The following is a 22,109-nucleotide window of genomic DNA, read 5'->3' as shown; positions in this document are numbered from 1 at the left end:
CGAGCGGTTCCGGGGCGTTAGGCCTTCCGGGCTCAGTCGTCGCCGTCGCTGGTGTCGCTGTCCCCGTCGTCGCTCGTCTCGTCGGCGTCCTCGCTGGTGTAGCGCTGGTAGCGGCGGTAGCCGAACGCGAACAGCACGAGGCCGAGAATCACTGCGGCGCCGCCGTACTGCCAGCGGCCGCGGAACGCGACGAACATCAGGCCGAGACTGACGGCGAGCAGCGCGACGTTGAACGTGGCGACGAGCGTCCAGAACTTCCGGCGGAGCGGAGCCGGTGCGTCCGAGCCGTCGGGGACCGTGGGCGCGTCGACGGACGGGACGTCGACCTCGGGCGCGAGCTCCTGTTCGGCCTCGCTGGGTTCCTCGTCGAGGAAGTCGTGGTCGCCGTCCGCGTCCTCTTCGTCGAACACGTGCGGAAAACGGCGGTGGCGGAGAAAAGCGTTGCCTATCAGAGCACGTCGCCCAGCGACGTCGCGTTCGTGGCTTTGAGCCACGCGAGCGGATTGTCGGCGTCGTAGAATACGACGCCGTCCTCTGTGTCGTAGGACTCGACTGTCTCTCGGGCGTCTGCTGCTTCGGGCAGCTGCGAGACGTCGTTGCGGTGCGCGTCACCCGCTGCGTGGTCAGTCACGTCTGTCACCTCGAATCGTGGTAAGACGTATCATACCATAAGCCTTCTCCCGGTGGCCGATTTCGCCGACCGGAAGGGCGAGTTTTTAGGCGGCAGGGCCGAACTATCGCGCAATGGAAGACACGGACCTCTCCGAGTTCATGCACGAGGGGGCCGACGCCGACGGAGACGCGTCGGAGAGCGTCCCCGACGACACGGTCCGCGCGGAAGCGGAAGTAGTCGCGGGCGACGGCGACCCCGTGGTGAACGAGATCGTCTCCGCGGAGGCGGACGCGCTCCCGGACGTCGACGGCGACGTCGAACTGATGGTGACGCAGGTCGACTACACCGTCGAGGGCGAGGGCGACCGCGAGCGCCCCGTCGTCCACGTGTTCGGCCGCACCGCCGACAACACCGCCGAGCACGTCCGCGTGCACGGGTTCCGGCCGTACTTCTACGCGCCGACCGAGAGCCTCGACGAGGACGACCTCACCGACGACGTCATCACGGGCTCCGAGGAGACCGACGAGAACGGCGAGCCCTACGAGTCCATCCGGGGCGAGAAGCTCACGAAGATCTTCGGCCGGACGCCGCGCGACGTCGGGAACATCCGCGACCGCTTCGAGCACTACGAGGCGGACATCCTGTTCCCGAACCGCCTGCTCATCGACAAGGACATCACGAGCGGGCTGCGCGTGCCCGAGCGCCGCGCCGACGACGGCGCCGTCTACGTCCACCACGACGAGATCGAGACCTGCGACGTGGACGCCGACGTGCGCGTCAACACCTTCGACATCGAGGTCGACGACCGCTCCGGCTTCCCGGAGGACGGCGAGGAGCCCATCGTCTGCCTGACCAGCCACGACTCCTACGACGACGAGTACATCGCGTGGCTGTACGAGGCGCCCGAGGCGACCGCGCCGTCGCCCGAGGCGCTCGTCGACCACGACCTGATGGACGACGGCGCAGACCTCGAAGTACGGGCGTTCGACAGCGAGGAGGCGATGCACGAGGCGTTCCTCGACTACCTCGAGGAGACGGACCCGGACGTGCTCACGGGCTGGAACTTCGACGACTTCGACGCCCCCTACTACGTCGACCGGCTGGACGAACTCGGCTCGTACGGCGAGCACGACATCGACTCGGACAGGCTCTCGCGGGTCGGTGAGGTGTGGACGTCGGGCTGGGGCGGCCCGAACATCAAGGGCCGCGTGGTCTTCGACCTGCTGTACGGCTACCAGCGGATGCAGCGCTCCGAGCTGGACTCCTACCGGCTGGACGCGGTCGGCGAGAAGGAACTCGACGCCGGGAAGGAGCGGTACACGGGCGACATCGGCGACCTCTGGGAGGACGACCCCGAGCGCCTGCTGGAGTACAACGTCAGGGACGTGGAGCTCTGCGTGGAAATCGACCGCAAGCAGAACATCGTCCCGTTCTGGAAGGAGGTCGCGGAGTTCGTCGGCTGCAAGCTCGAGGACGCCACCACGCCCGGGGACGCGGTCGACCTGTACATCCTGCACAAGGCGTACGGCCGGTTCGTGCTGCCGTCGAAGGGCCAGCAGGAGTCCGAGGACTACGAGGGCGGCGCCGTCTTCGACCCCATCACGGGCGTCCGCGAGAACGTCACCGTGCTCGACCTGAAGAGCCTCTACCCGATGTGCATGGTGACGACGAACGCCTCACCCGAGACCAAAGTCGACCCCGAGAGCTACGACGGGGAGACGTACCGCGCGCCCAACGGCACGCACTTCCGGAAGGAGCCGGACGGCATCATCCGCGAGATCATCGACGAGACGCTCGCGGAGCGCGAGCAGAAGAAGGCCGCACGCAACGACCACGACCCGGACAGCGAAGCCTACGACCGCTACGACCGCCAGCAGGCCGCAGTGAAGGTCATCATGAACAGCCTCTACGGCGTGCTGGGCTGGGAGCGCTTCCGGCTCTACGACAAGGAGATGGGCGCCGCGGTCACCGCGACCGGCCGCGAAGTCATCTCGTTCACGGAGGAGGCCGCCAACGACATCGGCCACGAGGTGGCGTACGGCGACACCGACTCGGTGATGCTGGAGCTCGGACCGGACCTCTCGAAGGAGGAGGCCATCGAGGCGTCCTTCGACATCGAGGACCACATCAACGCGGCCTACGACGAGTTCGCCAGCGAAGAGCTCAACGCCGACGAACACCGCTTCCAGATCGAGTTCGAGAAGCTCTACCGCCGGTTCTTCCAGGCGGGCAAGAAGAAGCGGTACGCCGGCCACATCGTCTGGAAGGAGGGCAAGGACGTCGACGACATCGACATCACGGGCTTCGAGTACCAGCGCTCGGACATCGCGCCCATCACGAAGCGCGTCCAGAAGCGCGTCATCGAGCTCATCGTCAAGGAGGGCGACGTCGACGCCGTCGAGGAGTACGTCCACGACGTCATCGAGGAGTACCAGGACGGCGCCGTCGACCTCGACGACATCGGCATCCCGGGCGGCATCGGCAAGTGCCTCGACAACTACGACACGGACACCGCGCAGGTGCGGGGCGCGAAGTACGCGAACCTCCTGCTCGGCACGAACTTCCAGCGCGGCTCGAAGCCCAAGCGCGTCTACCTCCGGAAGGTCCACCCGGACTTCTTCCGCGAACTGGAGGGCGAGAACCCGGACCTGCGGGACGACCCCCTCTACGTGGAGTTCAAGACCGACCACGACGTCATCTGCTACGAGTACGCCGACCAGCTCCCCGAGGCGTTCGAGATCGACTACGACGTGATGCTGGAGAAGACCCTCAAGGGCCCCATCGAGCGCATCCTCGAGGCGCTGGACATCTCCTGGGACGAGGTCAAGAGCGGGCAGACCCAGACCGGCCTCGGGAGCTTCATGTGACTAGTCGTCGCTGACCGACCGCGCGCGCCGGACGTCGCGTTCGAGCCGCTCGGCGTGTTCGAGGCGGAGCTCTCGCGCCCGCTCCCCGGTGAGCGCTCCTTCTTCCTGGAGTTCCTGCGTCGCCGGCTCGTAGGCCGTCACGTCGAAGCCCAGCCGCTGGAGGTACGAGCGGACCGCGTCCGAGTCGAGGCCGTCGCGTATCGCGTCCTCGACGCGCTCCTGCACGACGGCGAACTCGGGCGCGACGACGCCGTCGCCGGTGACGCGCGCGACTTTCCCGCCCGTTCGCAGGCCGTCCTCGCAGGCTCGCTCGACGACGCCGACCACGTCGTCGGCGAGCCGGACGACCTCGCTCGGGAGCGCGGTGTCGGCGGACCGCCACTCGACGGTGCCGAACGCCTCCCGGAACTTCACGGGCGTCCACGCGGCGCTCTCCGGCTCGAACGTCGACTCGACCGCCTCCCGGTCGACGCCACCGTCGACCGCCGCGGCGACGAACGACTCGTAGCAGCCGTCGAGGCGGGCGGCCCACTCGCTGGTGTCGTCGAGGTACGGCCAGAGGCGGCCCTGCTGCGGGAGGTCGTCGTACGCCCGCCGCCGGTAGAGCTTCGAGCGCGCGCCGGCCGCCTCCGGTCGTCCGCGGAACTGCGGCGCGGAGTTGACGAGCGCGAGCGCTGGGTCGACAGCGACGAGCGCGTTGAACTGTTCGACCTCGCTGCCCGGCCGCTGTTCGACGTGGACGTGGGTGCCCGCGCAGTGACGGACGTACTCGAAGGCGTCACCGACCGCGCGGCGCTGGATGCGCGTCCGCTCGCTCGGCAGGTCGCGGAGGTCGGCGTCCACGAGCGGGGTGGCGAGCGGCACGAGGTGCTTGCCGAGGTCGTCCGCGCGCCGCAGGACCGAGCCGACGCGGTCGAACAGCTCCCCCCGTAGCTCGGACGTGCTCTCGCAGGGACTGGTCTTGATTTCGAGCACCGGCTCGACGAACTCGCGCTCGGCGCCCGGGATCGCGTCCGTCAGCTCGCCGGGCTCGGTGAGCCGCCCGTCGTCGTCGACGACCCAGTACTCGACCTCGATGCTCCGGCGCGTCGGCGCAGAGTCGGGTGGTGGCACGGGTGTGTGGTGTGGTCGCGGTCTGTCGGCGGTCCCCTCGCAGCGTCACCGGTACGAGTACCGTGTTACGTGATAACGTTGAACAAATTCCTACAAGAAGGTTTCCCGGGGCGGGAATCACTGGGCGTTCGTACAGAAACCGAGCGCGGGAGGGCGCTCAGAAGTGCGCGAACTTGTCGCGGCGGTAGACGTCGATCTCGCTGGTCGTCGTCGGCGCCTCCTGGCGGGCCGCGAACGCGATCGCCTCCGCAATCTCCTCTGGCTCGGTGACCTCGCCGGGGTCGAACGTCTCCTCGAAGGCGGTGCCGTCCTCGCTGCCGAACTCCGTGCGGACCTCCGTCGGGTTGACGACGGTGACCGCGACGCCGTCGTCGCCGACGGCAGCCTCGACGCTGTGCGCGAACCCGCGCGTCCACCACTTCGTGGCAGCGTAGACGGGGTTGGACGGCCGCGGGTACTGGCCGGCGAAGCTGCCGACGAAGACGAGGTTGCCGTCGGCCTCGCGGAGGTGCGGGAGCGCCGCCCGCGTCGCGAAGAACATGCCGTCGCAGTTCACGTCCATCATCTGTCGGTACCCGTCCGTGGAGAGGTCCTCGACGTCGCCGCCGACGCCGAGCCCGGCGTTGTTCACGAGCGCGTCCACGCCGCCGAACTCCTCGCAGGTGGCGTCGACGAGCGCTTCGACCTCGTCCTCGTTCGTGACGTCCGTCGGGACGACGTGCGCGTCGACGCCGTGCTCGTCGGCCACGTCGTCGGCGACGGCTTCGAGCTCGCCGCGGCGCCGCGCGGCGAGAACGACGTCGGCGCCGTCCCTGGCGAGGATGCGGGCGGTGGCTTCGCCGATGCCGCTGCTGGCGCCGGTGACGATGGCAACCTGGTCGTCGAGTCGTGCTGAGACCATGTGTGTGGACTCGGACCCGACCGGCTTGATAGTTCGCCCAGCGAACAGTTATGCCCGACGAGCGCCAACAGAATACCGGGAGACAATGACTGGCAAGAACCTGCTGATGGTTGTCGGCGACTTCGGCGAGGACCTCGAGATCATGGTACCGTTCCAGGCGCTGCAGGCGGTCGGCCACGAGGTCGACGCCGTCTGCCCCGAGAAGGAAGCGGGCGACAGCGTGAAGACCGCGATCCACGACTTCCGCGGCGACCAGACGTACCTCGAAGAGCGCGGCCACGACTTTGAGTTGACCGCGACCCTCGAGGAGGTCGACCCGGCGGACTACGACGGTCTCGTGGTGCCGGGCGGTCGGGCACCGGAGTACCTGCGGACGTACGACGAGGTCATCGAGACGGTCCGGCACTTCTTCGAGGAGGACAAGCCCGTGGCGACGCTGTGCCACGGTCCGCAGATTCTGGCCGCTGCGGACGTGCTAGACGGCTACGAGATGACGTCGTATCCCGCGGTGCGAGCGGAGTGTGAGGGCGCCGGCTGCACGTGGGTCGACGAGGTGACGACGGACGGAAACCTCGTGACTGCGCAGGCGTGGCCGGACCACCCCGAGTGGATCGCCCAGTTCCTCGACCTGCTCGGGACGGAAGTGCAACACGGCGAGGAGGTTCCCGCCGACGACTGACCAGCGTAGAGGGGCACCGAGCCCGAAGAAACTCGATTTAGGTTTTCCCAAACGAAAACTGTTTTTTCCTAATTCGGAACCGGAACCCGGGAATTCCGTAACCGTTATGCGTCCAAGCCCCTTCCCTACAGACGACTGAGGCAATGGCTACGCTCGAACTCAAAAACGTACACGCGAAAGTCGCAGAAGAGGGCGGTGAAGAGATTCTCGAGGGCGTCGACCTCGAAATCCCGTCGGGCGAAATCCACGCTCTGATGGGCCCGAACGGCTCGGGCAAGTCCACGACGTCGAAGATCATCGCCGGCCACCCGGCCTACGAGGTCACCGAGGGCGAAGTGCTGCTCCACCTCGAAGACGACGACTTCGACGACCTCGAAGTGGTCCCGGAGGACGCCGAGACGTGGGATCTCCTCGAACTGGAGCCGAACGAGCGCGCCGCGCTCGGCATCTACCTCGGCTTCCAGTACCCCGCGGAAATCGAAGGCGTCACGCTCGTGAACTTCCTCCGCACCGCGCTCAACGCGAAGCTCGAAGAGCGCGAGGAGCTGCTCTTCGGTGAGGACGAGGAAGAAGACGACGAGGACGCGGGCTACGAGACCTCCCCGATGGAGGGGCCCGCCGACGAGGGCGACGTCGGCGTCGCCGAGTTCCAGGAGATGCTCTCCGAGAAGATGGAGCTCCTCGACATGGACGAGTCCTTCGCGAACCGCTACCTCAACGCCGGCTTCTCCGGCGGCGAGAAGAAGCAGAACGAGGTCCTCCAGGCCGCCATCCTCGAGCCGTCGATCGCCGTCCTCGACGAGATCGACTCCGGGCTCGACATCGACCGCCTGCAGGACGTCGCGAAGGGCATCAACGCGCTCCGCGACGAACAGGACACGGGTATCCTCCAGATCACCCACTACCAGCGCATCCTCGACTACGTCGAACCCGACCGCGTCCACATCATGCTCGACGGCGAAGTCGTCATGGAGGGCGACGCAGAGCTCGCCGAGAAGCTCGAAGACAAGGGGTACGACTGGGTGCGCGAGCAGGTCTACGAGACCGCGTAAACCACAACCATGAGCTCAGACCAAGACCACTTAGAAGAAACCGACACCGAGGCCCGATTCGAATTCAAGAAGGAGGAGAAGTCCGCCTTCAAGTCCGAGAAGGGGCTCACCGAGGAGACCATCCGACTCATCTCCGAGGACAAGGACGAGCCCGACTGGATGCTCGAGCGGCGCCTCCGCGCCCTCGAGCAGTACAAGAAGATGCCGATGCCGACCGGCTGGCCGGGCCAGCCCGACCTCTCGGAGCTCGACGTCGAGGAGATCATCCCGTACATCCGTCCCGACGTCGACAAGCGCGCCGGCGCGGACAACTGGGAGGACCTCCCGGACGAGATCCAGGACACGTTCGAACAGCTGGGCATCCCCGAGGCCGAGCGCGAGGCGCTCTCCGGCGTCGGCGCCCAGTACGAGTCCGAGGTCGTCTACCAGAACATGCAGGAGCGCTGGGAGGAGAAGGGCGTCGTCTTCTGCAACATGGACGAGGCCGTCCAGGAGCACGAGGAGCTCGTCAAGGAGCACTTCATGACGAAGTGCGTCCCCCCGAGCGACAACAAGTTCGCGGCGCTCCACGGCGCCGTCTGGTCCGGCGGCAGCTTCGTCTACGTCCCCGAGGACGTGACGGTGAACATGCCCGTGCAGGCGTACTTCCGGATGAACTCCGAGGGCATGGGCCAGTTCGAGCACACGCTCATCATCGCCGAGGAGGGCAGTGAGGTCCACTACATCGAGGGCTGTTCGGCCCCGAAGTACGGCACCCACAACCTCCACTCCGGCGGCGTCGAAGTGTTCGTCAAGGAGGACGCCCACGTGCAGTACTCGACCGTGCAGAACTGGTCGAAGAACACGTTCAACCTCAACACGAAGCGCGCCATCGTCGAGGAGAACGGCACCATGGAGTGGGTCTCCGGTTCCATGGGGTCGAAGGCGACGATGCTGTACCCGTCCTCGATTCTGAAGGGACGGGGCGCGACCGCGAACCAGATCTCCATCGCGTTCGCGGGCGAGGGCCAGGACATCGACACCGGCGCGAAGGTCTACCACAACGCGCCCGACACCGCGTCGACCATCGAGTCCAAGTCCATCAGCAAGGACGGCGGCCGCACGAACTACCGCGGCCTCGTCCACATCGCCGACGGCGCCGAGGACTCCTCGACGTCCGTGGAGTGCGACGCGCTGATGTTCGACAACGAGTCCACCAGCGACACCATGCCGTACATGGAGATCAACGAGTCGAAGGTGGACGTCGCCCACGAGGCGACCGTCGGGAAGATCGGCGACGAGGACGTCTTCTACCTCCAGAGCCGCGGCCTCGACGACGACGACGCCAAGCAGATGATCGTCGCGGGCTTCATCGAGCCCATCACGGAGGAACTGCCCATCGAGTACGCGGTCGAGCTCAACCGCCTCATCGAACTCGAGATGGAGGGGAGCCTCGGATAACATGAGCACGCAACTGCACACGGACATCAGCGAAGCGACGGTACGGCAGCTCGCCGACGAGCGCGACGAGCCCGAGTGGCTGCTCCAGACCCGCCTGGACGCCCTCGACGCGCTCGAGGACCTCGACTACCCGAGCGTCATCGAGACGCCCGGCCGGAAGTGGACGCACCTCGAAGAACTCGACTTCGAGGCGCTCGTCGACCCGCTCGGCCAGACCGAGGAGAAAGACCAGGTCGGCCCGGACAACGTCGAGATCGCGTCGTTCCACGACGCCCTGCAGGACGACGACCTCGCCGAGCTCGTCGAAGAGCACTTCGGCAGCGTCGTCGGCCCGCAGGAGAACCGCCTCACGGCCCTGTCGACGGCGCTGTTCACGACCGGTACGGTCGTCCACGTGCCCGAGGGCGTCGACGCCGAGGACGTGACGATTCGGACGTCGATGACCTCCCGGTCGCTGTTCAACTACACGCTCGTCGTCACCGAGAAGAACGCCTCCGTGACGATTCTGGAGCGGCAGGACACGGCCGACGACGCCGCCGACGCGCCCGACGGCCGGTACTACTCCGGCATCGTCGAGGTCGACGCGGGCGAGAACTCGTACGTCCAGTACGGCAGCCTGCAGGACTTCGACGAGGACACGTACAACTACACCGTCAAGCGCGGCGACGCCGACACCTACAGCACGGTCAACTGGATCGAGGGGAACCTCGGCAGCCGGCTGACGAAGACCGCCGTCACCACGAACCTGAACGGCGACTCCAGCGAGACGAGCATCGTCGGCGCGTTCTTCGGCCACGAGGACCAGCACTTCGACCTCGAGTCGAAGGTCTACCACCGCGCCGAGCACACGACCGCCGACCTCGTCACGCGCGGCGTCATCGACGACGAGGCGCGCTCCGTCTACGAGGGCGTCCAGGACGTCGGCGCCGACGCGTGGGACACCTCCAGCTACCAGCGCGAGAACACCCTGATGTTGAGCGACGACAGCGAGGCCGACGCCTCCCCGAAGCTCATCATCAACAACCACGACACGGAGGCCAGCCACTCCGCGACTGTCGGTCAGATCGACAGCGAGGACCTGTTCTACATGCGGAACCGCGGCCTCCCCGAGCAGGAAGCCACCGACATGCTCGTCGAGGGCTTCTTCGTCCCCGTCCTCGAGGAGGTCGAGGTCGAGGAGCTCCGCGAGGACCTCCAGCAGCGCATCCACGAGCGCCTCCAGTAAGCGCTCACAGCACTCACTTCCGTCCCCCGGAATCCGCGGCCGGAGGGAACGGTTTAAGTCCGCTTCTCTCTCAGTTACGGGTAGCATGACCGGAGTACAGCCGTCGAGGTGTGCGCCGTGAGCACGGTCGCGGCACGCGTCGACTCCGACGACCAGCTCGCCCGCCTCCTCCAGATCGGCATCGTGTTAGAGGAGGTCGTCGAGGCGCGCGCGCACCGCCACTACCAGTCGCTGCCCGAGGACGAGCGCGACGACGCCATCGAGGCGCTGCTCTCGGCGGCCAGCGAGGAGTCCGCCGAGCACCGCCGGCAGCTCGAAGAGCTCGTCGCGGCCCTCGACGCCGACAGCATCCCCTTCGAGGACGTCAAGGACCTGGTCGCGCAGAGCTACGGCCAGACCGGTCCGGAGGACTTCGACGGCGTGCTCTACGACCAGCTCCACGGCGAGGAGACCGCGTACAAGTTCTACGACGACCTCGTGGACGCCGTCGAGTCCGGCTCCGCGTCGTTCGGCGTCGACCGCGAGGAACTGCTGGCGGTGCTCCGCGAGATTCGCCACGCGGAGGCCGAGGGCGTCGAAGAAGTCGCGAAACTGATGGAGGCCCGCGCATGAGCACGGAACAACTCACTCAACGGCGGAGGTGTGTCGCGTGAACACTGCCGACCAGTACCTGAAGACGATCTTCCTCGTCCAGCAGCTCGAGGACGGCCCGGCGGCGACCGGCGAGCTCGCCGACCGCCTCGGCGTCAGCCCCGCGAGCGTCAACGAGATGGTGGGGAAACTCGAGGACCGCGGGCTCGTCGCCCACGAGAAGTACAAGGGCGCGACCGTCACGGACGACGGCGAAGCCCGCGCTCGCGAGGCGCTGCAGACGTACTGCATCCTCGAGCGCTTCCTCGCGAACGTCCTCGACGTCGACGACTTCCGCGCGGAAGCCCGCCAGCTCGAGCCCGTCATCGACGAGACGGTCGCCGACCGCCTCGACATGATCATCGACCGCGAGCCCGAGTGCCCGGAGTGCTTCGACGCCGAGGACGACGCCTGCGGCCTACTCGCCGAGGACCGCATCGAGGCCGACGACTGACCGTTCTTTAAGTGGGCTAACGTTCTAGTCGGGTCCGCGTGTGGCGTCGGTATGGAGTGTCCGACCTGTGGCAAGGGGCTCTCGACCGAGCGGGGGATGCGCCAGCACCACACGAAGGTCCACGACGAACCGCTACCGAACCGAACGTGTGCGGACTGCGGTACCGAGTTCTACGACCCGAAGTCGCGTCGCACGTACTGCGAGGACTGTTACACCCAGTCAGGCGAGAAGAACGGGAACTACTCTGGCGCGAAAGAGACGACGGAATGCGAGCAGTGCGGCGACTCCTTCGAGTACTACCCCTCGAACAAGGACGGTGTGTACTGTTCGACGTGCGTTGCCGAGGCAGACGGACTACTACCACACGAGGAATCAGCCGTGTCGAACGTCGAAGTCGAGTGCGAGCACTGTGGTTCGACGCTAGAGAGACACCCGTCGCGCGTCGATTCAACGTCCTACGGTTCGTTCTGTAATCTCGACTGCTACGGCGAGTGGCTGTCGGAGAACGTCGTCGGGGAATCTCATCATCAATGGGAAGGTGGCACGTTCCCATACGGGTCCTCGTGGTGGAAAGTGCGGCGGGCAGCGTTAGAGCGTGACAACTACGAGTGCCAAAATTGTGGTGCGGGGGTCGAAGAGTCAGGTCGGAAGCCGGACGTTCACCACATCGAGCGCGTTCGTGATTTCGAGAATCCAGCGGACGCTCACTACTTGGACAACGTAATCTGTCTCTGTCGTTCCTGCCACCGTCGTATCGAGGACGGCGACGCGACTCTTCCCTCACGAAGTTCGTAAAAAGCAATCTTATTGTGGCACCATAGACTACCGTCGTACGCAGTCCCGTGGTGTAGTGGCCAATCATATGGGCCTTTGGACCGGTACGGGTTTGCGTGCCGGGAAGACAGCCTATGACGGCGGTTCGAATCCGCCCGGGACTACTGTAGGAATTTTTACATTTCCTCTGGCTTCAGGGGTGCCGACACGCCTACGTGAACCGATAGACCCGTTAATCTCGAAGCGCTACGGGGCGTAATGACCGACGAGATCCGCGTGCTCCACGTCGACGACGAGTCGGGGTTCGCGGAGATGGCGGGCGAGTTCCTCGAACGCGAGGACGACCGCATCGAGGTCGTGACCGCGTCGGACGCGGACGAAGGGTGTGCGGTGCTGAACGAGGACGACGTCGACTGCGTGGTCTCCGACTTCGACATGCCGGGGCGGAACGGCATCGAGTTCCTCGAGGACGTCCGCTCGCGGAACCCGGACCTCCCCTTCATCCTGTTCACGGGGAAGGGCAGCGAGGAAGTCGCCAGCGAGGCCATCTCCGCGGGCGCGACCGACTACCTCCAGAAGGAGGCGGGCACCGACCAGTACACGATTCTCGCGAACCGCGTGCTGAACTACGTGGACACGGCGCGCGCGAAGTCCCACCGCCAGCGCCAGCTCGACGCCATCGAGGCCGCCGAGGAGGGCATCAGCATCCTCGACGCGGACGGCGAGTTCATCTACGTGAACGAGGCGTACGCCGACCTCTACGGCTACGACTCTCAGGAGATGGTGGGCGAGCACTGGGAGATGCTGTACCCCGACGAGGCGGTGGCGAGCGTGGAGGACGAGGTCCTCCCGCAGGTCCGTGAGGAGGGGACGTGGAGCGGGCAGACGACGGGCGTCCGGGCGGACGGCGAGACGTTCGTCGAGGACCACACGCTGGCGGTGACCGACGACGACGAACTCGTCTGCACGGTGCGGGACATCACGGAGCACCGGGAGCGCGGCCAGGCGCTGGCGGCGCTGCACGACGCCGCGACGGACCTGGAGGCCGCGGACACGGAGGACGAGGTGTACGATATTCTCGTGGACGCGGCGGAGGACATCCTGGACTTCGACCTGGTAGCGGTGGACATCCACGAGGGCGACGCGCTGGTGCAGGCGGCGTGGTCGCTGGACACGGACACGGAGGGCTACTGGGAGGTGACGCCGCTGGACGAGGACACGTTCGCGACGCGTGCGTACCGGCGCCAGGAGACGATCGTCGCGGACGACCTCCGGGAGTACGAGATCACGCCCGCGGATCCCGAGTACCGGGCGGCCTTGACGACGCCCCTCGCGGACATCGGGACGTTCCAGGCGGTCTCTCGGGAGACGGGCGCGTTCGACGCGACGGACCGCGAGCTCGCCGAGCTGCTCGCGGGCCACGCGCGGGAGGCGCTGTCGCGGCTGGAGTCCGAGCGCCGGCTGCGCGAGCGAACCGAGGAGCTCGAACGCCAGAACGAGCGCTTAGAGGAGTTCGCCACCATCATCAGCCACGACCTCCGCACGCCGCTGAACGTGGCCTCGGGGCGGCTGGAGCTCGCTCGGGAGGGCGGCGACGGCGAGCACCTCGCGGCGGTCGCGGAGTCGCTGGAGCGCATGGAGACGCTCATCGAGGACACGCTCACGCTCGCCCACGAGGGCCAGACGGTGTCCGACCGTGAGCGGGTCGCGGTCGCGGACGTCGCCCGGCAGTGCTGGGAACGCGTCGGGAGCGAGGCTGCCACGCTCGATGTCGTCGACGAGTTCGCGGTCCGCTGCGACGGCGACCGCCTCCATCGGGTGTTCCAGAACCTCTTCCGGAACGCCGTGGAGCACGGCTCCACGGACCCTGACTCGCAGACTCGGCAGGATGCTGTCGAACACGGTTCGACAGTCGAACGGAACGCGCAGCGTTCCGAGGACGCCGTGGAGCACGCGGGCGAGGGCGTCACCGTCCGCGTCGGCGCGCTCGACGACGCCGACGGCTTCTACGTCGCGGACGACGGCCCCGGTATCCCCACCGAAGAGCGCGAGAAGGTGTTCGAGCACGGGTACACGAACAGCGAGCACGGCACCGGGTTCGGCCTGCCCATCGTGGAGGAGATCGCCGACGCGCACGGCTGGGCGGTCGCGGTGGCGGACGGGAGAGGTGGTGGGACGCGCTTCGAGATCACGGGCGTCGAATTCGCGGACGCGGTCGAATCGCGGCAGGCGTAGCGGAACGGGTGTTCGTCGGCGTTACGATCGGGTCGCGCGAGCCTCGCGGACGTCCGCGCCGTCGCGTACCATGTCCGGACAGTCCGGGCAGACGCGGGGCTGCTCGACGCCCGGGGGCGTGAACACGCGGGCGTAGTCCTTCGTGACGAACGACTCGCAGTTCTTGCAGAGCGGCATCTCGTTTCGAGGCGATGGAGTGTCAGTATATATGTTTTGTGTGTGTATTTTATCGGGTCGAATAAATATGGGTGGCGCCGCCGGAGCGAACGGCCTAACCGTCGCGCCCGCCTGCGTGCGGTATGAGCGATACGCTGGAGTCGCTGCCGGACCGCCCGCTCCGCCAGCAGGAGGTCACCGCGCTCAACCACGCCGACGCGTTCTCGCTGGTGGTGCCCGTCGACCGCGAGGAGGCCGTCGAGGCCGACACCCGCGAGCCCGTCGTCATCACCGAACGTATCATCCTCGGGACGGATGACTGGGTGACGGGACTGGTGTACGACGGCGGCTGGCTGGAGGTCGAGTCCGTCGCCATCGAGGACCCCGACGAGGAGCGCTTCGACGCGATGCGTGACTGCGAGTCCGCGGTCGCCGACTACGACCTCGACTGACGCGGGGGTCGTTCAGAGGCGTGCGTCTGCAAAAGGCTAAAGAGAGAAACAGGCCTTCGTTGTAGTAATGACCGTACGTGTACGCCGGCAAACGGAGGTGAAATCGTGGGCGTCGAGATAAAGGAGTCGCCGGTCTCCGAGCACCAGTTCGACGAGATGGCCGCGTTCGTCCGCGACTACCTCGAGGCGAGCGTCGAGAACGAGGACGACGGCGGCCGGATGCGGTGGTACCCGTGGCACTCCGCGGAGTACCGCTTCACGCACATCCGGAACGTCGTCGACATCGGCGAACGCATCGCCAGCGAGGAGGGCGCGGACGTCGACGTGGTCCGCGTCGCGGCGCTGTTCCACGACATCGCGAAGCTGGAAGCCGACCAGGAGGAACACGCCGATGAGGGCGCGCGTATCGCCCGGAAGTACCTGGAGACCCACGGCGACTTCGCGCCGTCGTTCGTCGAGCAGGTGTGTGCCGCCATCACCGACCACTCCTACCAGGGCGACCTCTCGGAGCTCCCGCTGGAGACGCGGTGTCTCATCGAGGCCGACGTCCTCGACAAGGCGGGCGCGAACGGCGCGGCACTCATGTTACTGCGGATGGGCTACGAGGCCCGCACGCACGTCGACGCCGCGGAGATGATCGACCGCGTGCTCGAACGCGGCGAGAACGCCGCCGAGCGCGTGGAGAGCGACACCGCCGAGTCCATCGCCCACCAGCGCATCAAGCGCGTGCGGTGGTTCCGGGAGTGGCTCGAAGAGGAAGTCCCCGGGATGCGCGAGTAGCTACAGTCCCGCGGCCGTTTTCAGGAACGTGAGTCCGAACAGCGCCAGCACCGCCGCGCTGGCGTACGCGACGACGGTGCCGAACGCGTCGACGCGCTCGCCGGCCGCGCGCAGCGACGCCGGGAACCCCGCGACCCAGACGAGGATGCCGGCGAAGAACCCCGCGATGGTGAGCGCACCGTTCGCCGCGGACAGCTGCAGGCCGAACGCCGATATCTCGCCGGGGTTGAGCAGGCCGACGCCGGCGGTCAGCCACCACGTCACCTGGTAGGGGTTGGTGAGCGCGAGCACGAACGCCTTCCGGAACCCGCGGCCCTCTGCGGGGTCGGCGTCGGAGAACGAGCCGGCGTCCCGGTAGGCGCCGTACGCGTAGTACAGCATCAGCACGCCGCCGACGCCGACCATGAGCGTCTTGACGGTGGGGGCGTCCTCGATGAACGCGACGACGCCGACGAGCGCGAGCACGAAGAAGCACGCGTCGGCGGTCATCGCGCCGAGGCCCGCGGAGAAGCCGGCGCGCCAGCCCCGAGTGACGGCTTCCTCCGCGATGACGGCGTTCATCGGGCCGGGCGGCGCCGCCAGCGAGAGGCCGAGGACGAGGCCGGCGGCGACGGAGACGAGCGCGTCGAACACGAAAGCGAGTAGTCCCCGTCGACGACTAAAGCCCGCCGGTTACGGCAGTAACGTGGCGGGGAGCGCGCGGGCGACGGCGCCGACGATTTCCTCCCAGACGGAGACGTCGAACAGCAACTGGAGCGCGACGTCTCCCGCGAAGAAGAAGAACAGGGCGGCCGCCGCCATGTGTGCGCGGCGGGCGTCGAAGCTCCGGGAGAACCGCGCGAAGAACATCGCGTTCAGCAGGCTGACCGGGACGATGGCGGCCATCTCGCCCGCCCAGATGGCGGGCCGGGCGCCGTACTGGGCTGCGAGCCCGATGGTGACCAGCTGGGTCTTGTCGCCGAACTCGCCGGCGAACATCATCGCGAAGATGGGGAGGAAGCCGCCGAAGTACGTCGGGACGTCTCTGCCCAGAATCGTGGCCTGCTCGAAGCGCCCGCCGAGCGAGACGATGCCGCCGTCGCTGGTCATCGGTCCGGGGTTGCCGTCGGCGGGCATCGAGCGCAACAACAGCACCCCGAAGACGAAGAACAGCCCGCCGGTGAAGGCGTCGAGGTAGACGCCGGGGAGTGCGCTCTGGAGCGCGCTCCCGACGGCGATTTCGATTGCGGTCCAGATGCCGAACGCGGTGGCCGCGGCGGCGACGACGACGCGGGGGTCGTACTGCGTGGACAGCCCCGCGATGATGAACTGGACTTTCTCGCCGGGGAGGACCGCGAGCTGTGCGGCGAACGCGATGGCCGCGAGCTCCGCGAAGCCGGTCACGGACGCGTCACCTCGCCGGCGGGCGCGTCGACTGCGCGCACGCGAATCGCGGCCGCGACGCGGTCCGGGAGGTGGACGTCGTCGCCGTCGACGTCGACGACGAAGAGTCCGATGGGCGCGTGCTCGCGGACGGCGAGTTCGGTGCCGGGCTCGATGCCGGCGTCCCGCAGGTAGCGCAACTCCTCGGAGTTGCGGTCGTCGACCTGCGCGACGACGACGCGGTCGCCGGCTTCGTGGTCGGCGAGCGCGGCGGTCTCGGGGTGCTCCGGGGGCTCGAGGTCCGCGCCGGGGATCGGGTCGCCGTGCGGGTCGACGGTGGGGTCGTCGAGCTTCCGGGCGAGGCGGCGCTCGAACTCCTCGCTGATGTGGTGTTCGAGCGCGTCGGCCTCGTCGTGGACCTCGTCGAACGAGTAGTCGAGATGGTCCGCGAGGAACGCCTCCAGCAGCCGGTGGTGGCGCAGCACTTCGAGCGCGACGGTTTCGCCCTCGGGCGTGAGCTCGACGCCCTTGTACTTCTCGCGGGCGAGGAGGCCGCGCTCTTCCAGTTTTTCGACCATGCTGGTGACTGTCGGCGGCGTGACGTCGAGGTAGTCGGCGATGGCGGAGGTCTTCACCGGCGGGCCGTGCTCGCGTTCGAGCGCGTAGACGGCCTTGAGGTAGTCCTCCATCACGTCGGAGAGCATTCGTTACCAGGTGATTAGACGCGTCTAATTATATAGTTGGCGGTGGCCAACTGCGAGATCCGGCGAGATGGGTTTTTTACTGTACGTGTGTGGGTTTTGGGGGTGGATTGGTAACATCATCCAAACCTTAACGAGCTACACTCGACAGTAATATAAACCCCGCGGACGACTTATGTGACAGTATGTCATCCGAAAAGACGCGTCGGCGGTTCCTCGAAGCGACAGGTATTGCTGGTGTCGCAGCCCTCGCTGGCTGTAGCGGAAACGGCGGCGACGGCGACGGCGATGGCGACGGAGATAGCGACGGCAACGGCGACACGACGACGACCGAGAGCGGAGGCGGGAACGGCGGCAGCAACCGCCTGAGCTGGCACGCCGGCGGTACCGGTGGCACGTACTACCCGCTCTCGAACGAGATCAAGACCATCGTCGAGGCGAACACCGACTACTCGCTGAACGTCCAGTCGACGGGCGCCAGCGTCGAGAACGTCGGGAGTCTCGCGGACGGCTCCGCCGACTTCGCGCTCATCCAGAACGACGTCGCGTACTTCGCGAAGAACGGGACGGGCATCGACACGTTCCAGGACAACGCGATCGAGAACCTCCAGGGCGTCGCGACGCTGTACCCCGAAACGATCACCGTCGTGACGCTCCAGGACACCGGCATCGAGTCGCTGAGCGACCTCAGCGGAGCGACGATCAACACCGGCGACCTCGGCTCCGGGACGCAGGTCAACGCGAACCAGATCCTGGAAGCGGTCGGCATCACCGACTACAACGAGCAGAACGCCGGCTTCTCGCAGGCGTCCGAACAGCTCGCGAACGGCGACATCGACGCAGCGTTCGTCGTCGGCGGCTGGCCGGTCGGTGCGATCGAGGACCTCGCGAACACGAACGACGTCCAGATCGTCCCGATCCAGGGCGAGAACCGCCAGGCCGTCAAGGACGCCGCCTCGTGGTTCGCCGACGACACGATCCCCGGTGGGACGTACACCGGCGTCGACGAGGACGTCGAGACCGTCGCCGTGCAGGCGATGATCGCCACGCACTCGGACGTGCCCGCCGACACCGTCGAGACGGTCACCGCAGCGATCTTCGACAACGTCGACGAGCTCTCCATCAAGACGGACTTCATCTCCGCCGACAGCGCACAGGACGGGATGTCCATCGAGCTCCACGAGGGTGCGGCGACGTACTTCGACGCGTAGACTGACGACAGCGAGCACGGTATCGACTCTCGCATCGTCCCCGATGCCGCAGTAACGAGCTCCTCCACTTCCCATCGTGATTCACCGAATCCTTCGACGCAAACGGTTCGTGGTCGCGGTCGTCGCCGTACTCGTCGCGCTACTGGTCGCACTCGCCGGCGTAGCAGCAGGTGTCTCGACCGGCCAAGTGCTCGTCGTCGAGGACGTCGACACGGGCGAGCGGTACGTCACGGAGCCCGTCGAGACCGGCAGCACCGTCGAACTACGGTACATGCACAGCGTCGAGAAGACGCCAGTCAACGACGTGTATCGCGTCGACGGTGGGACGCTCGCCAACACGCGAATGGAGTTCGAATCCTACGGCTGGGGGCTCCCGTCACGGGTCAACGTCACGAACGTCAACGGAACGTTCGTCTACGACCCGCCGGAACCGATCATGACCCTCGAGTCGCTGTCGGTCTCGCCCGGCCGGATCGCGAACCACACGTTGATCGTCGACGACCGACGGATTGACCTGGTGTCGAAGACGAACGCGAGTGACGTGCGCATTCACGTCGAACGACGGACGCTAACTGATGTACTCCTATGAGCACGAACAACCCAGACGGCGGTGACGACGCGGAGCTTTCCAGAGAAGAAGCCGACGAGCTCATCGACGAGATCGAACGCCGACGGTCGCTGAAGGGGCTCGCCGCCCTCGCCGTCTCGGCGATCGGGATTCTCTTCTCTGTGTTTCAGCTGTTCCTGGCGGCACAGGGCTTCTACATCACAATCCCGCTCCCGGCGCTGGGCAGCATCTCGCTCCCGGTACTCGGCAACGTTCCCATCCCGGTCCTCGACAGCGTCGAGGTGGGGCTACAGCTCCTGCAGGCGAACGCGGTCCACGTCGCGTTCGCGCTGGTGCTCACGTTCCTGATGTTCCCCGCGTCGATGGGCGACGGGCGCATCTCCAGTCGCCTGGGCTCCGGAATGGACGCTGCGACGTCGCGGCTGGGCCGATCGAACCCGGCGTCACGGGCGCTCGACGGAGTCCGTGGCGCCGCTCGCTGGGCGTTCGTCGATCCCGACCGAAGTCGTGTCACGCCCTTCGACGTGGTCTGTATGGGCTTCGCGGTGCTCACCGCGCTGTACTTCCTCACGGAGTTCTCGGAGATACAGGACATGCGCGTGTTCGGGCTCGAGTCCGGCCGCCCGGTCACGGGCGTGTACCCGTTCCTCGAACCGGTCCTCGGCGGCGTCCCCTTCATCAGTGAGTACTCGTACGCGATGCTGCTCGGGGCGATCGGCATCCTCCTGGTCCTCGAAGCCACTCGCCGGACGCTCGGCCTGCCGCTGATGATCATCGTCGCGACGTTCATCGTGTACGCCCGCTGGGGATACCTCATCAGCGGCGACACGCCGTTCCTCGGCCTCCTGGCGATCCCCCAGCTGACCTGGCCGGACATCGTGCAGAACCTCTGGTACAACACGGAGAACGGCGTCTTCGGGATTCCGGTGACGGTCTCCGTGAGCTTCATCTACATCTTCATCCTGTTCGGCTCGTTCCTGGAGATGAGCGGCGCCGGCCAGTGGTTCATCGACCTCGCGTACGCCGCGACCGGCAAGCGCAAGGGCGGGCCCGCGAAGGCGAGCATCCTCGCGAGCGGCTTCATGGGCACGATTTCGGGGTCGTCGATCGCGAACACAGTCACTACCGGCGCGTTCACCATCCCGCTGATGAAACGCTCCGGGTACTCGCCGGAGTTCTCCGGCGCCGTCGAGTCTTCGGCGTCCTCCGGCGGCCAGATTCTCCCGCCCGTGATGGGCGCGGCGGCGTTCCTGATGGTCCAGTACACCGCGACGCCGTTCCGCGAGATCATCATCCTCGCGACCGTCCCGGCGATCGTGTTCTTCTTCGGGGTCTGGGTGATGGTCCACCTGAAAGCCGTCCAGGAGGGCATCGGCGGCGTCGAGGACCTCGAAACCGCGACCATGCGCGAGCACCTGAAGCGCGGCTGGTTCTACCTCGTCCCGATCTTCCTGCTGCTGTACTACCTCATCATCGAGCGGCTCTCCGTGTCCCGCTCGGCGTGGTTCACGCTCGTCGCGCTCGTCGCCCTCATCACGTTCATCGCGGCCTACAGCAAGCAGACGCGTGCCTTCCTGTTCGGGTCGCTGGCCGTCATCGCCGGCGCCGACCTCCTGAGTTTCGTCGTCGCCGGTGTTCCGGTCACGGGCTTCCTCGGCGGTGCCGGCGGTGCGGGCGTCCCCCTCGAGGAGGCGGCCGCAATCGTCGGCCCGCGCGTCGGCTGGTACGCGATGCTCGCCGGCGCCGTGACGATGCTGTACCACGCGGACGTGCAGTCGTCGTTGCTCGACCTGAACCCGACCGTACAGAACGCAGCCGAATCGGCCGGCGAGCGCACTGACCGCGACCTCGGCGAGAATCAGCTGTTCCGAATCGGCACCTTCGTCGTCAAGTCGATGGACGAGGGCGCGCGGACGGCCGTCCCGGTCGTCATCGCGGTCGCCGCCGCCGGCATCATCCCGGGCGTCATCAGCGTCTCCGGCCTCGGACCGAACCTCACGTCGCTGCTGCTCGCGCTCTCCGGCGGCTCGATCGTGGTGATGTTACTCGTCACCGCCGTCGCGAGCATCATCCTCGGGATGGGGATGCCGACGACGGTGACGTACATCATCCTCATCTCGATGCTCGCGACGCCGCTCGTGGAGTTCGGTATCCCGCTGCTGGCCGCACACCTGTTCATCCTCTACTTCGGCGTCATCGCCGACATCACGCCGCCGGTGGCCGTCGCAGCCTACGCCGCGAGCGGCGTCGCGAAGTCCGACCCGTTCGAGACCGGGGTGAAGGCGTTCTCGCTGTCGCTGAACAAGGCAATCGTCCCCTTCGCCTTCGTGCTCGCGCCCGGCATCGTCCTCCTCAGGGAGAAGGCGAACGCCGCCGACTTGCCGATTCGGGAGCAGTACCGCGTGGTCAACTTCGCCGACCTCACGGAGCTGTCGTACTCCGTGCCCGAGATTCTGGTGCCGATCGCCGGCGTCTTCCTCGGCGTCGTCGCCCTCGGTGCGACCGTCATCGGCACGCTGTACACGGACGTCGACCGGCTCGAGCGGGCGGGCTTCGCGCTCAGCTCGCTCCTCCTCATGGCGCCCGCCCTCCTCTCGACGTCGGTCTTCGACGTGCTCGGCCTCGTCGGCGTCACGGTGTCGGTCGACGCGCTACTGCTGGACCTGACGCTCCGGGGCGTCGGCCTCCTGCTGTTCGTCGCGCTCACGCTGAAGAACAGGCGAGAGCTGGGTTCGGCGGAGCGGACGCCCGAAGCGGCGTCGACCTGACCGCTCGCGGTCACGCCGACCGTTTTACGAGAGGCTGTCGGGACACCGTGCCCGTTAGTGCAGTCACCCGAGAGAAACGCTTCCCGTCACGCGGAGCGCACCGCTCCGACGTCGGTTCGTCGCTCGTC

General features: G+C 66.9%; 22 protein-coding genes and 1 tRNA gene. 15 read left to right on the top strand and 8 right to left on the bottom strand.

Features of this window, described 5'->3' with window-relative positions:
- Nucleotides 1–32 precede the first annotated feature (32 nt).
- Together G9C83_RS05370 and G9C83_RS05365 are read right to left on the bottom strand one after the other, a co-directional pair.
- Complete coding sequence (locus G9C83_RS05370; protein WP_167245069.1) at nt 33–410, bottom strand: hypothetical protein; 378 nt, start codon at nt 408–410, stop codon at nt 33–35.
- Between the two features lie 38 nt (nt 411–448).
- Nucleotides 449–631, bottom strand: a complete 183-nt coding sequence (locus tag G9C83_RS05365; RefSeq protein WP_167245068.1) for a hypothetical protein — start codon at nt 629–631, stop codon at nt 449–451.
- A gap of 113 nt (nt 632–744) precedes the next feature.
- On the opposite strand from G9C83_RS05365, the gene G9C83_RS05360 reads away from it, so the two are divergent.
- Complete coding sequence (locus G9C83_RS05360) at nt 745–3,480, top strand: DNA-directed DNA polymerase (protein ID WP_167245067.1); 2,736 nt, start codon at nt 745–747, stop codon at nt 3,478–3,480.
- Here G9C83_RS05360 and G9C83_RS05355 read toward each other — a convergent pair whose 3' ends face one another.
- The gene (locus G9C83_RS05355; protein WP_167245066.1) at nt 3,481–4,593 is read right to left on the bottom strand and encodes a glutamate-cysteine ligase family protein; all 1,113 of its coding nucleotides are present in this window, start codon (nt 4,591–4,593) and stop codon (nt 3,481–3,483) included.
- 157 nt (nt 4,594–4,750) lie between these two features.
- Nucleotides 4,751–5,494, bottom strand: a complete 744-nt coding sequence (locus G9C83_RS05350) for an SDR family oxidoreductase (RefSeq protein WP_167245065.1) — start codon at nt 5,492–5,494, stop codon at nt 4,751–4,753.
- A gap of 85 nt (nt 5,495–5,579) precedes the next feature.
- Between G9C83_RS05350 and G9C83_RS05345 the strand changes: the two genes are divergently transcribed.
- From G9C83_RS05345 to G9C83_RS05305, 9 genes are all read left to right on the top strand, one after another.
- Entirely contained in the window at nt 5,580–6,173 is a 594-nt protein-coding gene (locus G9C83_RS05345) for a DJ-1/PfpI family protein (protein ID WP_167245064.1), read from the top strand.
- A gap of 143 nt (nt 6,174–6,316) precedes the next feature.
- Complete coding sequence (locus G9C83_RS05340) at nt 6,317–7,225, top strand: ABC transporter ATP-binding protein (protein WP_167245063.1); 909 nt, start codon at nt 6,317–6,319, stop codon at nt 7,223–7,225.
- 9 nt (nt 7,226–7,234) lie between these two features.
- Nucleotides 7,235–8,665 carry a Fe-S cluster assembly protein SufB gene (sufB, locus tag G9C83_RS05335; RefSeq protein ID WP_167245062.1) on the top strand — a complete coding sequence of 477 codons (1,431 nt, stop codon included), beginning with the start codon at nt 7,235–7,237 and terminating at the stop codon, nt 8,663–8,665.
- A 1-nt stretch (nt 8,666) separates the two neighbouring features.
- Nucleotides 8,667–9,890, top strand: a complete 1,224-nt coding sequence (gene sufD / locus G9C83_RS05330) for a Fe-S cluster assembly protein SufD (protein ID WP_167245061.1) — start codon at nt 8,667–8,669, stop codon at nt 9,888–9,890.
- 117 nt (nt 9,891–10,007) lie between these two features.
- Nucleotides 10,008–10,502, top strand: a complete 495-nt coding sequence (locus G9C83_RS05325; RefSeq protein WP_167245060.1) for a ferritin-like domain-containing protein — start codon at nt 10,008–10,010, stop codon at nt 10,500–10,502.
- 37 nt (nt 10,503–10,539) lie between these two features.
- The gene (locus G9C83_RS05320) at nt 10,540–10,974 is read left to right on the top strand and encodes a metal-dependent transcriptional regulator (protein WP_167245059.1); all 435 of its coding nucleotides are present in this window, start codon (nt 10,540–10,542) and stop codon (nt 10,972–10,974) included.
- A 51-nt stretch (nt 10,975–11,025) separates the two neighbouring features.
- The gene (locus tag G9C83_RS05315) at nt 11,026–11,769 is read left to right on the top strand and encodes an HNH endonuclease signature motif containing protein (protein WP_167245058.1); all 744 of its coding nucleotides are present in this window, start codon (nt 11,026–11,028) and stop codon (nt 11,767–11,769) included.
- Nucleotides 11,770–11,810: 41 nt separating this feature from the next.
- A tRNA-Gln gene (locus G9C83_RS05310) sits at nt 11,811–11,912 on the top strand.
- A 94-nt stretch (nt 11,913–12,006) separates the two neighbouring features.
- Nucleotides 12,007–13,983 carry a response regulator gene (locus G9C83_RS05305; protein ID WP_167245057.1) on the top strand — a complete coding sequence of 659 codons (1,977 nt, stop codon included), beginning with the start codon at nt 12,007–12,009 and terminating at the stop codon, nt 13,981–13,983.
- Between the two features lie 21 nt (nt 13,984–14,004).
- On the opposite strand, the gene G9C83_RS05300 is transcribed toward G9C83_RS05305, so the two are convergent.
- Nucleotides 14,005–14,160, bottom strand: a complete 156-nt coding sequence (locus tag G9C83_RS05300; protein ID WP_167245056.1) for a hypothetical protein — start codon at nt 14,158–14,160, stop codon at nt 14,005–14,007.
- A gap of 122 nt (nt 14,161–14,282) precedes the next feature.
- On the opposite strand from G9C83_RS05300, the gene G9C83_RS05295 reads away from it, so the two are divergent.
- Nucleotides 14,283–14,591 carry a hypothetical protein gene (locus G9C83_RS05295; protein WP_167245055.1) on the top strand — a complete coding sequence of 103 codons (309 nt, stop codon included), beginning with the start codon at nt 14,283–14,285 and terminating at the stop codon, nt 14,589–14,591.
- Nucleotides 14,592–14,696: 105 nt separating this feature from the next.
- Complete coding sequence (locus G9C83_RS05290; RefSeq protein ID WP_167245054.1) at nt 14,697–15,371, top strand: HD domain-containing protein; 675 nt, start codon at nt 14,697–14,699, stop codon at nt 15,369–15,371.
- Here G9C83_RS05290 and G9C83_RS05285 read toward each other — a convergent pair whose 3' ends face one another.
- The 3 genes from G9C83_RS05285 to G9C83_RS05275 are packed head-to-tail and all read right to left on the bottom strand — an operon-like array spanning nt 15,372 to nt 17,437.
- Nucleotides 15,372–16,004 (bottom strand): LysE family transporter, encoded by a 633-nt coding sequence (locus G9C83_RS05285; protein WP_167245053.1) that lies wholly within the window; start codon nt 16,002–16,004, stop codon nt 15,372–15,374.
- 39 nt (nt 16,005–16,043) lie between these two features.
- Nucleotides 16,044–16,754, bottom strand: coding sequence for a TMEM165/GDT1 family protein (locus G9C83_RS05280; protein WP_167245052.1), 711 nt, complete (start codon nt 16,752–16,754; stop codon nt 16,044–16,046).
- Nucleotides 16,751–17,437, bottom strand: a complete 687-nt coding sequence (locus G9C83_RS05275; RefSeq protein ID WP_167245051.1) for a metal-dependent transcriptional regulator — start codon at nt 17,435–17,437, stop codon at nt 16,751–16,753. Before G9C83_RS05275 ends, G9C83_RS05280 begins: the two co-directional genes overlap by 4 nt.
- A gap of 182 nt (nt 17,438–17,619) precedes the next feature.
- On the opposite strand from G9C83_RS05275, the gene G9C83_RS05270 reads away from it, so the two are divergent.
- The 3 genes from G9C83_RS05270 (at nt 17,620) to G9C83_RS05260 (ending at nt 21,981) form a co-directional block, all read left to right on the top strand.
- Nucleotides 17,620–18,645 carry a TAXI family TRAP transporter solute-binding subunit gene (locus G9C83_RS05270; RefSeq protein ID WP_167245050.1) on the top strand — a complete coding sequence of 342 codons (1,026 nt, stop codon included), beginning with the start codon at nt 17,620–17,622 and terminating at the stop codon, nt 18,643–18,645.
- Between the two features lie 109 nt (nt 18,646–18,754).
- Nucleotides 18,755–19,234, top strand: a complete 480-nt coding sequence (locus G9C83_RS05265; RefSeq protein ID WP_347877778.1) for a DUF1850 domain-containing protein — start codon at nt 18,755–18,757, stop codon at nt 19,232–19,234.
- A complete protein-coding gene (locus tag G9C83_RS05260) occupies nt 19,231–21,981 on the top strand; it encodes a TRAP transporter permease (RefSeq protein WP_167245049.1) in 2,751 nt (916 codons plus the stop codon). Before G9C83_RS05265 ends, G9C83_RS05260 begins: the two co-directional genes overlap by 4 nt.
- The last annotated feature ends 128 nt before the right edge of the window (nt 21,982–22,109 follow it).

The organism is Halobacterium sp. R2-5, from assembly GCF_011734195.1.
Lineage (GTDB): Archaea > Halobacteriota > Halobacteria > Halobacteriales > Halobacteriaceae > Halobacterium.
Note: the sequence above shows the minus strand (reverse complement) of the source record. Positions and strands in the feature narration are given on the sequence as shown.

What these genes read in the sequence shown, in the direction of transcription:
- G9C83_RS05345 (WP_167245064.1), top strand. Translation starts at nt 5,580, where the DNA reads ATGACTGGCAAGAACCTGCTGATGGTTGTCGGCGACTTCGGCGAGGAC.
- G9C83_RS05350 (WP_167245065.1), bottom strand. Translation starts at nt 5,494, where the DNA reads ATGGTCTCAGCACGACTCGACGACCAGGTTGCCATCGTCACCGGCGCC.
- G9C83_RS05300 (WP_167245056.1), bottom strand. Translation starts at nt 14,160, where the DNA reads ATGCCGCTCTGCAAGAACTGCGAGTCGTTCGTCACGAAGGACTACGCC.
- G9C83_RS05275 (WP_167245051.1), bottom strand. Translation starts at nt 17,437, where the DNA reads ATGCTCTCCGACGTGATGGAGGACTACCTCAAGGCCGTCTACGCGCTC.
- sufB (WP_167245062.1), top strand. Translation starts at nt 7,235, where the DNA reads ATGAGCTCAGACCAAGACCACTTAGAAGAAACCGACACCGAGGCCCGA.
- G9C83_RS05340 (WP_167245063.1), top strand. Translation starts at nt 6,317, where the DNA reads ATGGCTACGCTCGAACTCAAAAACGTACACGCGAAAGTCGCAGAAGAG.
- G9C83_RS05295 (WP_167245055.1), top strand. Translation starts at nt 14,283, where the DNA reads ATGAGCGATACGCTGGAGTCGCTGCCGGACCGCCCGCTCCGCCAGCAG.
- G9C83_RS05315 (WP_167245058.1), top strand. Translation starts at nt 11,026, where the DNA reads ATGGAGTGTCCGACCTGTGGCAAGGGGCTCTCGACCGAGCGGGGGATG.
- G9C83_RS05270 (WP_167245050.1), top strand. Translation starts at nt 17,620, where the DNA reads ATGTCATCCGAAAAGACGCGTCGGCGGTTCCTCGAAGCGACAGGTATT.
- G9C83_RS05360 (WP_167245067.1), top strand. Translation starts at nt 745, where the DNA reads ATGGAAGACACGGACCTCTCCGAGTTCATGCACGAGGGGGCCGACGCC.
- G9C83_RS05305 (WP_167245057.1), top strand. Translation starts at nt 12,007, where the DNA reads ATGACCGACGAGATCCGCGTGCTCCACGTCGACGACGAGTCGGGGTTC.
- sufD (WP_167245061.1), top strand. Translation starts at nt 8,667, where the DNA reads ATGAGCACGCAACTGCACACGGACATCAGCGAAGCGACGGTACGGCAG.
- G9C83_RS05260 (WP_167245049.1), top strand. Translation starts at nt 19,231, where the DNA reads ATGAGCACGAACAACCCAGACGGCGGTGACGACGCGGAGCTTTCCAGA.